The organism is Paraburkholderia sp. CI2 (assembly GCF_014201055.1).
GTDB classification, from domain to species: Bacteria; Pseudomonadota; Gammaproteobacteria; order Burkholderiales; family Burkholderiaceae; genus Paraburkholderia; species Paraburkholderia tuberum.
The window spans coordinates 60824-72861 of sequence record NZ_JACHDL010000021.1 but is presented as its reverse complement, the minus strand read 5'-3'; the positions used below and the strand labels follow the sequence as shown (position 1 = coordinate 72861).

The window sequence follows — 12038 nt, the reverse complement described above, 5'->3', positions numbered from 1 at the left end:
GCACGAGGACGGCCGGGGTGCTACAGGGCGCGGCCCAGATCGACCGCGCCAGCTAACGCCTGTTACTCGGCGAGCGTCTTGCCTGCCGAATCCTTGACCTTCTGCTTCCACTGCGTGCGGATTTCCGAGACGACCGACTGCGGCAGCGAGATGTAGTCCAGATCGTTCGCAGCCTGGCCGCCGTTCTTGAACGCCCAGTCGAAGAACTTCAGCGTTTCCGCGCCTTGCGGTGCCTTGTCCTGCGTCGTGTGCAGCAGCACGAACGTCGCGCCGACGATCGGCCATGCGTTCTTGCCCGGCTCGTTCGTCAGGATCTGATAGAACGACTTCGACCAGTCGGCGCCGGCCGCCGCTGCCTTGAACGTGTCGGTCTCCGGCTGAACCACCGCGCCGGATTCGTTCTTCATCGCGACGTAGTTCATGTGGTTCTGCTTGGCGTACGCCCATTCGACGTAACCGATCGCGCCCGGCAGACGCTGCACGAAAGCCGCGACGCCGTCGTTGCCCTTGCCGCCCGTGCCGGTCGGCCAGTTGACCGTCGCACCTTCACCGACCTTCGTCTTCCATTCCGGGTTGACCTTCGACAGGTAGTTCGTCCAGATGAAGCTGGTGCCCGAACCATCGGCGCGGCGCACCACGGCGATGTCCAGATCCGGCAGCTTGACCTTCGAATTCAGCGCGACGATTGCCGGGTCGTTCCACTTCTTGATCTTGCCCAGGTAGATGTCACCGAGCACTTCACCCGACAGCACCAGCTCGCCCGGCTTGACGCCCGGCACGTTGACTGCCGGCACCACGCCGCCGACCACCGTCGGGAACTGGAACAGGCCTGCCTTCGCGAGTTCGTCGTCCTTCAGCGGAGCGTCCGACCCTGCGAAATCGACGGTCTTCGCCTCGATCTGCTTGATGCCGCCCGACGAACCGATGCCTTGGTAGTTAACCTTGCCGCCGCCGGTCTTCTGATAAGCGTCGGCCCACTTCGTGTAAATCGGTGCCGCGAACGTGCTGCCCGCGCCGGTGATGTCTGCGGCTTGCGCTGCGATTGCGAAGAGCGCGCCAGCGACGCCAGCGAACACGGTTTGCATCAATTTCATGAGACCTCCAAGGGGGTGTGAGCGTGTGGTGTGAGCGTGAAACTCGAACACCGCGAAGCTTAGGGTCTCTTTATGACAAAAACGTGACTGATAATGAATCAGATGTGACAGTAATATTACCCCGTGAAAGGTGCCGAAGCCGCCGAATTGCCGCTGTGCCGATGCCCGTTGCATCGCATTTTTCATGGTAGACAAAAAAGATGGGGCGCGAACGTTTGCGCTGCGCGCGGAGGTCGTTTTTGTGCGGGATGTGCCGTCCTTTTGGCGGCTGCGGAGTGGGATTCGATGGGGTGAGGAATGAGCCTTCGTTGGGTGTGAAAGCCCGGCCACGCAGTTTATGGAGCCCGCTGAATCTTCTGCTTGCGACGCTCAGGCAGGCGGCAAGCGGTCGCCACCGCCCGCCGTCGACTCGGGAATCGATCAGGCCGTCGCTACCCGCACGGCTTCGGCAATCGCTTCAGAATGCTCGAGCGCGTCCGCGACGTTCTGCGCCTCCACCATCACGCGCAGTACCGGCTCGGTGCCCGACGCGCGAATTAGCACGCGGCCGCGGCCGTCGAGCGCGCCTTCGGCCACCTTGATCGCACTGCGGATCGTCTCGCTGCCCTTCCAGTCCGAGCCGGGCTTCATGCGTACGTTGATCAGCTTCTGCGGAAACAGGGTGACGCCGTCGAGCAGATCCGCGAGCGATTTGCCGCTGCGCTGCATCGCCGCCAGCACGAGCAGAGCGGACACGATGCCGTCGCCGGTCGAATGGCGATCGAGTGACAGAATGTGGCCCGAACCTTCGGCGCCGAGCTGCCAGCCGTGCTCGCGAAGCTGTTCGAGCACATAGCGGTCGCCGACCGCGGCGCGCACGAACTTGACGCCGGCATTCTGCAGCGCGACCTCCACGGCCATGTTGGTCATCAGCGTGCCGACCACTCCTTCCACGTGGCCGGCGGTCGCCATACGGTCCTTGACCAGCACGTACAACAGCTCGTCGCCGTTGAAAAGGCGGCCGGACTCGTCGACGACCTGCAGACGGTCGGCGTCGCCATCGAGCGCGATACCGAGGTCCGCGTGGTTCGCGCGCACCGCGCGAACCAGCGCATCCGGCGCGGTCGCGCCGACGCCGTCGTTGATATTGAAGCCGTTCGGCGAGACGCCGATCGGGATCACCTCCGCGCCGAGCTCATGGAACACGTGCGGCGCGACGTCGTACGCGGCGCCATGCGCGCAATCGACGACGAGCTTCATGCCGCGCAGGTCGTACGCGGCCGGGAATGTGCTCTTGCAGAACTCGATGTAGCGGCCACCTGCGTCATCGAGACGGCGCGCTTTGCCCAGTTGCTCGGAGGCCGCGCACGCGAGCGGCAGTTCGAGCTGCTCCTCGATCTGCGCCTCGACGTCGTCCGGCAGCTTGTTGCCGTCGGCCGAGAAGAACTTGATGCCGTTGTCGTAGTACGGGTTGTGCGATGCGCTGATCACGACACCCGCGCCAAGCCGCAGTGCGCGCGTCAGATAGGCGATGCCGGGTGTCGGCATCGGGCCGGCCAGCATCACGTCGACGCCGGCGGCCGAGAAGCCCGATTCGAGCGCGGCTTCGAGCATGTAGCCCGACACCCGCGTGTCCTTGCCGATCAGCACGGTCGGACGGGTGCCTGTTTTCGCCCATTGATCGGCGCCCGCGAGCACCTTGCCGGCCGCATAGCCGAGCCGCAACACGAATTCCGGCGTGATCGGGCCTTCGCCGACCTTGCCTCGAATGCCGTCCGTTCCGAAGTAACGACGTGCCATGTTTGTTCTCCCTGTCCGTGGCTGCGGGTTCAACCGTGCGCGCGGCTCTGCTTGTCCGCGTCGCGCAGGGTTGCCCATACTTTCAATGCATCGACTGTTTGCGCGACGTCGTGTACGCGCAGAATCGCGGCGCCCCGTTCGGCCGCGCACACCGCCGCGGCGATGCTGCCGGCCACGCGCTCCGGCGCCGGCCGCCCCGTCACCGCGCCAACCATCGACTTGCGCGACATGCCCGCAAGAATCGGATACGGCGAAGCGGCGCGCGGAGCCGTGTCGCGCAGATGCGCGAGCAGCGCGTAGTTATGCTCGACGACGACCTTGCCGAAGCCGAAACCCGGATCGACGCTGATACGCTCGCGCGCAATCCCCGCCTGCTGCAACGTCGCGACACGCTCCTCGAGAAAGTGGCGCACTTCGCCGACGACGTCGTCATAGTGCGGCTCGCCCAGCTGCATGGTCTGCGGCTCACCTAGCATATGCATGACACAAAGGCCGCAGTCGCTGTCGCGCACCGCGTCGATCGCGCCGGGCATGCGGAAGCCCCAGATGTCGTTGATCAGGTCGGCGCCCGCGTTCAACGCATAACGCATCACTTCCGGCTTGTACGTATCAACCGACAATGGCACGTTCGCGCCACGCAGTTGCTCGACGAGCGGCAACACGCGCTCCAGCTCTTCGTCGAGCGGCACCGGCGGCGCGCCAGGACGCGTCGATTCCCCGCCGATATCGATGATGTCCGCGCCCTCAAGCATCATGCGCTCGGCCTGGCGCAGCGCATCGCCGCGCGTCGCGAACTTGCCGCCATCGGAAAAGGAATCGGGAGTGACGTTCAGGATGCCCATGACCAACGGGCGTTCGAACGTCAGCTTGAAGCGGCCACACTGCAGCGGCTCTGGAAGGGGTGCGGAAGAGGAATCGACTTTCGACACGTAGCAATGCTTCACTTGGAACGGATAAATGCAAAACGGGCCGGTGTGTAGCACACCGGCCCGCACTTTCTACTGGCTGCCGATCAGGCCGGCGCGGTTGCGCTGCCCGGCTTGACTTCGGTGCCCGGGCTGCCGCCCGACGAGGCGTCGCTTGCCGACGGCGGCGAGCTCTTCGGCGAACGCGGCGGACGGCCTGCCATGATGTCGTTGATCTGATCGGCGTCGATCGTCTCCCACTCCATCAGTGCGGCGGTCATCGCTTCGACCTTGTCGCGGTTCTCTTCGAGCAGGCGCCGTGCGAGATTGTACTGCTCGTCCAGCACATGACGGATTTCCGCGTCGACCTTCTGCTGCGTCGCTTCCGAAATGGTCCGCGTGAAGCCTCGGCCGAACGGCGAAGCGTCGTTCTCGTCGTCGACATAGACCATCGGTCCGAGCGCATCCGTCATGCCGAAGCGGGCAACCATTGCGCGAGCCGTCTGCGTCGCCTTGTTGAAGTCGTCCGACGCACCGGTGCTGATCAGGTTGAGGAACAGCTCTTCCGCGACGCGGCCACCGAACAGGATGGCAAGACGGTCGAGCAGATATTCCTTCGAGTACGTTTCGTTGTCATGCTCCGGCAACTGCCATGTGACGCCCAGCGCACGGCCGCGCGGAATGATCGTGACCTTGTGCACCGGATCGGCCTTCGGCAACAGCTTCGCGATCACCGCATGACCCGATTCGTGATACGCGGTAGCACGCTTCGATTCTTCGCGGATCACAGCCGACTTGCGCTCCGGACCCATGAAGATCTTGTCCTTCGCGTCCTCGAAGTCCGTCATTTCGACGATGCGCTTGCCGCGGCGCGCCGCGAACAGTGCTGCTTCGTTGACGAGGTTTGCGAGATCTGCGCCCGAGAAACCCGGCGTGCCGCGCGCGATCACTGCCGCATCGACGTCGTTCGAGATCGGCACCTTGCGCAGGTGCACCTTCATGATGTGCTCGCGGCCGCGAATATCGGGCAGACCCACGTACACCTGACGGTCGAAACGGCCCGGACGCAACAGCGCCTTGTCGAGCACATCCGAACGGTTCGTCGCGGCGATCACGATGACGCCCGAGTTCGCCTCGAAACCGTCCATTTCGACGAGCATCTGGTTCAGCGTCTGTTCGCGCTCGTCGTTACCGCCGCCCATGCCGGCGCCTCGATGACGGCCGACCGCGTCGATTTCGTCGATGAACACGATACACGGCGCGTGCTTCTTGGCCTGCTCGAACATGTCGCGCACGCGGGCCGCGCCGACGCCGACGAACATTTCCACGAAATCTGAACCTGAAATGCTGAAGAACGGCACCTTCGCCTCGCCGGCGATGGCGCGCGCGAGCAGCGTCTTACCGGTTCCCGGCGGGCCAACGAGCAGCACGCCGCGCGGAATACGACCACCGAGCTTCTGGAATTTCTGCGGATCGCGCAGGAAGTCGACGAGTTCCGACACTTCTTCCTTGGCTTCGTCGCAACCGGCGACGTCGGTGAAATTGATTGCGTTGTTGTTCTCGTCGATCAGCCGCGCGCGCGACTTGCCAAACGAGAAGGCCCCGCCTTTGCCGCCCCCCTGCATCTGTCGCATCATGTAAAACCAGAAACCGATGATCAGGATCGTCGGTCCGAGGTAATACAGCACGGACATCAGTGCATTGGGTTCGTCGTCAGCCTTGCCGCTCACCTGTACGCCATACTTCATCAGATCGCCGACCATCCAGATGTCGCCGGGCGACACGATCTGGTACTTCTGGCCGTCTGCTGGAGTGACCGTGAGGTTCCGCCCCTGGACAATGACGTTCTTGACTTTGCCGTTCTTCGCGTCGTCCATGAACTGCGAATAGGAAACGCCTTCCTGGACACGGGGCTTGTCGAACTGCTTGAACACCGTAAACAGCACCAGTGCGATCACCAGCCACACTGCTGCTTTCGAAAACATATTGTTGTTCAAAGCACCACTCCTTCACTTAGACGGGCGCCTACATTTGCCTTGCGGCACCACGAAAGCATTCTAATCCAGTCCGCAGCCCCCTGCCATAACGTTTCACTACCACGGAAATAGGGTAGCGGGCCGGCTTGACGCCCGTCTCCGGACGCATCGGGCTCATTATTGGCAGAGATGGAACCGGCTCGCCGCATCCCTATGCGGGACGCTTCAGATGCTTACCCAAAATAAATGTTTCTGACGATTTATCCCGCGACGCCTTCGGCTTGCGGGCCGCCACCACCTTGAATTGGCGTTTGAACTTTTCGACAATCTGACTGTATCCGCTGCCGTGAAAGCATTTGACTAAAAGGGCACCATCCGGCTTCAGGTGATTTTGCGCGAATTCGAGCGCGAGATCGCATAAATGCTCGATCCGCGCCGCATCCGCGATCGCCACGCCCGACAGGTTGGGCGCCATATCCGAAATTACAAGGTCTACCTGGCGCGCACCGACCAATTCTTCGAGCTGGACCAGCACCGAGTCTTCGCGGAAATCGCCCTGGATGAAGTGCACGTCGGCCACCGGCTCCATTGGCAGAATGTCCAAAGCGATGATCGTGCCGTCGATGCCACCTTCGCGCTCCGCGTTGCGCTGCGAGCCGCCCGCGAGCTTGTTGCGCACGTACTGGCTCCAGCTGCCCGGCGAGGAACCGAGATCGACGATCACCTGCCCGGGACGGATCAGCTTGTCCTGCTCGTCGATTTCCTTGAGCTTGTAGGCCGCGCGGGCGCGATAACCTTCCCGCTGCGCCATTTTGACGTACGGATCGTTGATGTGGTCGTGCAGCCACGCGGTATTGAACTTGTTTTTTGCCATTAAAGATTTAACTATTGCTGCGTCGGGTCGCGCTTTAGGGGATAATACGCGGTTAATTCGCGCGGCCCCCGCCAGACTGGCGGCGATCCGCGATTCTGTTGTTCTGACGCGCGCCCTGCTGAATCGAGTGGCCCGAATCGCTCGGCGATCGGACGCAAACGCAGGAGCCGCCATTTTAGTCGAGTCTTCCACTTTCCATGCCAGCCCTCAAAGTCTCTTCCGACCAACGCGCCGAGTTGCGCTCCCAGGCACATGCGCTCAAACCGGTCGTGCTCGTCGGCGCCGAAGGCTTGACCGACGCTGTGCTCGCCGAAATCAAGGTGCACCTCGCCGCGCATCAACTGATCAAAATTCGCGTGTTCGGCGATGAGCGCGAGGAGCGCATCGCTATCTACGAAGAAATCTGCGATGCGTTGAACGCTGCACCGATCCAGCATATCGGCAAGCTGCTCGTGATCTGGAAGCCAGAATCGGCGCAGCCGGCGGCAAAAGCGAAGCGCGGCGCGTTGCCGAGCGCCCGCGAAGCGGCAGCCGAAGAAACCCGGCCGGCCAAGGGACGCGCACCCCGCATCGTCAAGGTCGCCAAGCCGACCGACGTGCCGATGCGCAAGCCGCGAGCGAAAGCGGTGCTGGTGCGCGGCAATGAACGCGTGACGCAGGGCGGCAACATCAAGCGCGCGAAGAAGCGTCAAACCAGCGCAAAGCGTTCGCATCAGTCGAAGTAAGAGAACACGCGCCCAAGGTGCGGACCGACTCCGCACTGCGCATTGGCGGCCTTGAGCGCGAGGCCCGAAGCAGCGCGAATAAACCGTAGTTGGACACCGGAATCGCGACGATTCGTCGCAATGTGAGGTTCATCGCGGGTATCGGCATCGACCCGGCGGCCATGGCACGCGCACCGTCACACCATCAGCCACCCGCGAGCTTCAGCCCGCCACCTTGCCCGTGACGCCGCGCGCGCCCTCTTCCTCGGCCGCGGCACCAACAGGCGCCGGCAGCAGCCAAACGAGCGCAACCCCTAGCAGGCTCTCGATCAGGTAGAACAGACTGGACACGCCATGCAGGATGCCGAAGCGCGTCGCATAAACGGAATGCCCGATGTCGCTGCCCGCCTCGAGCGCCGCCACGCGCATCGCGTTCATGAACGGCTGCAACGCGAAATAGCCAACCAGCACGCATACGAGCATACCGGCGAGCAGCCAGCGCAAGCGGCGATATGCGCCACTCCCGCGCCGCACGAGCAAATTGGCGAGACCGAGCAGCAAAATGCCGCACACGACGCCAATCACACCCTGAATACGAAACAGCTGCGCGGCGACGGCGCCCGCCGTCATCCGGTCGAGCGTCGTGAACAGCACGGGCGCAACCGCATAGCCGATAGTCAACAGACTACCGACCCACACCACCGTCAACAGGCGGAAAAAACGATGCGGCATCAAAGACACCGGCGCCACCCTCAGATGTAGCTGACCGCGATGATTTCGTATTCGCGCACGCCGCCCGGTGCTTGCACCGACGCGACGTCGCCTTCCGACTTGCCGATCAGCGCACGCGCGATCGGCGAGCTGATCGAGATCAGGCCGTGGTCGATGTCCGCTTCGTCGTCGCCGACGATCTGGTATTTGACCGACGCACCCGACTCGAGGTCTTCGAGCTCGAGCGTCGCGCCGAACACCACGCGGCCGTCCGCTTCCACTTGCGACGGATCGATCACCTGCGCGCCCGCGAGCTTCGACTCGATTTCGGCGATACGGCCTTCGATGAAGCCCTGCTTTTCCTTCGCAGCGTCGTATTCCGCGTTTTCCGACAGATCGCCCTGGGCGCGCGCTTCCGCGATCGAGTTGATCACGGCCGGACGTTCAACCGATTTCAGGCGCTGCAATTCATCGCGCAGCATGTCTGCGCCGCGCTTCGTCAATGGAATAGTGCTCATAAACAACTCTGGAGGCAAAAAACGGCCATAAAAAAAATCACCGCGGTTAAGTGCATTCCGCGAAAGCCGCCGCCCGTGGACAAACCCGGGCCGCAGCACCTGCGGAACGCCGCTTAACCGCGGCACTTACATCTTGGACAGCTAGTCGAAGCCTTAGTTTAGGCGAGCATGGAGTCCTTGTAAATCATAGACTTCCAGGTTCTTCAGATAACGAAGACCCTCCACCGCCGCGCGCGCGCCCGACATCGTCGTGTAGTAGGTGACCTTGTTCGCCTGCGCGCTCATGCGGATCGAACGCGAATCGGCGATCGCCGCGCGCGTTTCGTCGACGGTCGTGAAAACGAGCGCGATCTCGCCGTTCTTGATCATGTCGACGATGTGCGGACGGCCGTCCTTCACCTTGTTGACGACCTTGACTGGCACGCCGGCCGCTTCGATCGCGGCAGCCGTGCCCTTGGTCGCGACGATCGGGTAGCCGAGCTCGTGCAGCATGCGCGCGACTTCGACTGCCTTCGGTTTGTCGGCGTCCATCACGGTCAGCAGCACCGTGCCCGATTCGGGCAGACGCGAACCCGCCGCGAGCTGCGACTTGAACAGAGCCTCGCCGAACGTCTGGCCGACGCCCATCACTTCGCCGGTCGAACGCATTTCAGGTCCGAGCACCGGGTCGACCGCGGGGAACTTGACGAACGGGAACACCGCTTCCTTCACGCTGAAGTACGGCGGCTCGACTTCCTTCGTCACGCCTTGCGCGGCGAGCTTCTGGCCGACCATCGCGCGCGCTGCGATCTTCGCGAGCGGCAGGCTGGTCGCCTTCGACACGTACGGCACCGTGCGCGACGCGCGCGGGTTCACTTCGAGCACGTAGATGACGTCGTCCTTCGAGCCGTCAGCCTGCGGTACCTGCTGGATCGCGAACTGCACGTTCATCAGGCCGACCACGTTCAGCGCCTTCGCCATCGCAGCGGTCTGGCTCTTCAGTTCGGCGACGGTCGCCTTCGATAGCGAATACGGCGGCAGCGAGCAGGCCGAGTCGCCCGAGTGCACGCCCGCCTGTTCGATGTGCTCCATCACGCCGCCGATGAACACGGCATCGCCATCGGAAATGCAATCCACGTCGCATTCGATCGCGTCGTTCAGGAAGCGGTCGAGCAGCACCGGCGAGTCGTTCGACACCTTCACCGCCTCGCGCATATAGCGCTCGAGATCTCGCGGCTCGTGGACGATTTCCATGGCGCGGCCGCCCAGCACGTACGACGGACGCACGACGAGCGGATAGCCGATTTCGTCGGCGAGCTTCAGTGCTTCGTCTTCGGCGCGCGCGGTGCGGTTCGGCGGCTGGCGCAGACCGAGGTCCTGCAGCAGCTTCTGGAAGCGCTCGCGGTCTTCGGCCGCGTCGATCATGTCCGGCGACGTACCGATGATCGGCACACCGTTCGCCTCGAGGTCGAGCGCGAGCTTCAGCGGCGTCTGGCCGCCGTACTGCACGATCACGCCGACCGGCTTTTCCTTGTCGACGATTTCGAGCACGTCTTCGAGCGTCAGCGATTCGAAGTACAGACGGTCGGAGGTGTCGTAGTCGGTCGACACGGTTTCCGGGTTGCAGTTGACCATGATCGTTTCATAGCCGTCCTCGCGCATCGCGAGCGCGGCATGCACGCAGCAGTAGTCGAACTCGATACCCTGGCCGATCCGGTTCGGGCCGCCGCCCAGCACCATGATCTTCCTGTTGCTGGTCGGATTCGCTTCGCACTCTTCCTCGTAGGTCGAGTACATGTACGCGGTCCTGGTTGCGAACTCGGCCGCGCAGGTGTCGACGCGCTTATAGACCGGACGCACGTTCAACTCGATACGACGCGCGCGCACGTCCGCCGGCTTCGCGCCGAGCAGCTTGGCCAGACGACGATCCGAGAAGCCGCTCTGTTTCAGATACTTCAGCTCCTCCTTCGTCAGGCTCGCCAGCGTGCGGCCTGCCAGCGCATTTTCCTTCAGCACGATCTGTTCGATCTGTGCGAGGAACCACGGGTCGATCGCGGTCTCCTCGAAGATCTCTTGCGCGCTCATGCCCACACGGAACGCGTCGCCAACATACCAGATGCGATCCGGACCAGCTTCGCCGATCTCGCGGATGATCTCGTCGCGATTGGCGGTCTTTTCATCGAGACCATCGACGCCGACTTCGAGGCCGCGCAGCGCCTTCTGGAACGACTCCTGGAACGTGCGGCCGATCGCCATCACTTCGCCGACCGATTTCATCTGCGTGGTCAGGCGCGAATCGGCTTCACGGAATTTCTCGAACGCGAAACGCGGGATTTTCGTGACGACGTAGTCGATCGTCGGTTCGAACGACGCCGGGGTCTGGCCGCCGGTGATTTCGTTCTTGAGTTCATCCAGCGTGTAGCCGACCGCCAGCTTCGCCGCGACCTTCGCGATCGGGAAGCCGGTTGCCTTCGACGCCAGCGCCGACGACCGCGACACGCGCGGGTTCATTTCGATCACGATCATGCGGCCGTCTTTCGGATTGATCGAGAACTGCACGTTCGAGCCGCCCGTGTCGACGCCGATCTCGCGCAGCACCGCGAGCGACGCGTTACGCAGGATCTGGTATTCCTTGTCGGTCAGCGTCTGCGCCGGAGCGACCGTGATCGAGTCGCCGGTGTGGATGCCCATCGGGTCGAGGTTTTCGATCGAGCAGACGATGATGCAGTTATCCGCCTTGTCGCGGACCACTTCCATTTCGTACTCTTTCCAGCCGAGCAGCGACTCTTCGATCAGCAGCTCGCGCGTCGGCGACAGGTCGAGCCCACGCTTGCAGATCTCTTCGAACTCGTCGCGGTTGTACGCGATGCCGCCGCCCGAGCCGCCCAGCGTGAACGACGGACGGATCACGACCGGATAGCCGCCGCTGCCAGTTTCCACGGCGATCTTCGCCTGCACCTGCAGCGCTTCTTCCATCGAATGCGCGGTGCCCGACTTGGCCGAACCGAGGCCGATCCTGGTCATCGCGTCCTTGAACTTCTGGCGGTCTTCCGCTTTGTCGATCGCTTCCGGCGATGCGCCGATCAGCTCGACCTCGTACTTCGCCAGCACGCCGTGCGCGTGCAGGTCGAGCGCGCAGTTCAGCGCGGTCTGGCCGCCCATCGTCGGCAGGATCGCGTCCGGGCGCTCCTTCGCGATGATGCGCTCGACCACTTCCCACGTGATCGGCTCGATATAGGTCACGTCGGCCGTGTTCGGGTCGGTCATGATCGTCGCCGGATTGCTGTTGACGAGAATGACCTTGTAGCCTTCCTCACGCAGCGCCTTGCATGCCTGCGCGCCCGAATAATCGAACTCGCACGCCTGACCGATGATGATCGGACCCGCGCCGATGATGAGGATGCTCTTGATGTCTGTCCGCTTGGGCATAACGCTCTCGCTAATGTATTCCTGAATTCTTTCCGTCGGCGCGCCGTTTTCACGTTGCGCGCGCTGTTT

Annotated in this window: 9 protein-coding genes; 1 reads left to right on the top strand and 8 read right to left on the bottom strand. The window is 63.0% G+C overall.

Going from position 1 to position 12038, the window contains the following annotated elements; all coding sequences use genetic code 11:
• Positions 1-62: 62 nt before the first annotated feature.
• From pstS to HDG32_RS25425, 5 genes are all read right to left on the bottom strand, one after another.
• Entirely contained in the window at positions 63-1094 is a 1032-nt protein-coding gene (gene pstS, locus HDG32_RS25445; protein ID WP_184071666.1) for a phosphate ABC transporter substrate-binding protein PstS, read from the bottom strand.
• Between the two features lie 420 nt (positions 1095-1514).
• The gene (gene glmM, locus HDG32_RS25440; RefSeq protein WP_184071664.1) at positions 1515-2873 is read right to left on the bottom strand and encodes a phosphoglucosamine mutase; all 1359 of its coding nucleotides are present in this window, start codon (positions 2871-2873) and stop codon (positions 1515-1517) included.
• A 29-nt stretch (positions 2874-2902) separates the two neighbouring features.
• Complete coding sequence (folP, locus tag HDG32_RS25435; protein WP_184071745.1) at positions 2903-3715, bottom strand: dihydropteroate synthase; 813 nt, start codon at positions 3713-3715, stop codon at positions 2903-2905.
• A gap of 170 nt (positions 3716-3885) precedes the next feature.
• On the bottom strand, positions 3886-5775 hold the full coding sequence (gene ftsH / locus HDG32_RS25430) for an ATP-dependent zinc metalloprotease FtsH (protein ID WP_018421239.1): 1890 nt from the start codon (positions 5773-5775) through the stop codon (positions 3886-3888).
• A 190-nt stretch (positions 5776-5965) separates the two neighbouring features.
• Positions 5966-6628, bottom strand: coding sequence for an RlmE family RNA methyltransferase (locus HDG32_RS25425; protein WP_184028328.1), 663 nt, complete (start codon positions 6626-6628; stop codon positions 5966-5968).
• 197 nt (positions 6629-6825) lie between these two features.
• Between HDG32_RS25425 and HDG32_RS25420 the strand changes: the two genes are divergently transcribed.
• The gene (locus HDG32_RS25420) at positions 6826-7353 is read left to right on the top strand and encodes a YhbY family RNA-binding protein (protein WP_026225945.1); all 528 of its coding nucleotides are present in this window, start codon (positions 6826-6828) and stop codon (positions 7351-7353) included.
• A gap of 201 nt (positions 7354-7554) precedes the next feature.
• On the opposite strand, the gene HDG32_RS25415 is transcribed toward HDG32_RS25420, so the two are convergent.
• From HDG32_RS25415 to carB, 3 genes are all read right to left on the bottom strand, one after another.
• Positions 7555-8064 carry a DUF4149 domain-containing protein gene (locus HDG32_RS25415; RefSeq protein WP_026225946.1) on the bottom strand — a complete coding sequence of 170 codons (510 nt, stop codon included), beginning with the start codon at positions 8062-8064 and terminating at the stop codon, positions 7555-7557.
• A 20-nt stretch (positions 8065-8084) separates the two neighbouring features.
• Positions 8085-8561, bottom strand: a complete 477-nt coding sequence (gene greA / locus HDG32_RS25410) for a transcription elongation factor GreA (protein ID WP_026225947.1) — start codon at positions 8559-8561, stop codon at positions 8085-8087.
• 153 nt (positions 8562-8714) lie between these two features.
• On the bottom strand, positions 8715-11969 hold the full coding sequence (carB, locus tag HDG32_RS25405) for a carbamoyl-phosphate synthase large subunit (protein ID WP_184071661.1): 3255 nt from the start codon (positions 11967-11969) through the stop codon (positions 8715-8717).
• Positions 11970-12038 lie beyond the last annotated feature (69 nt).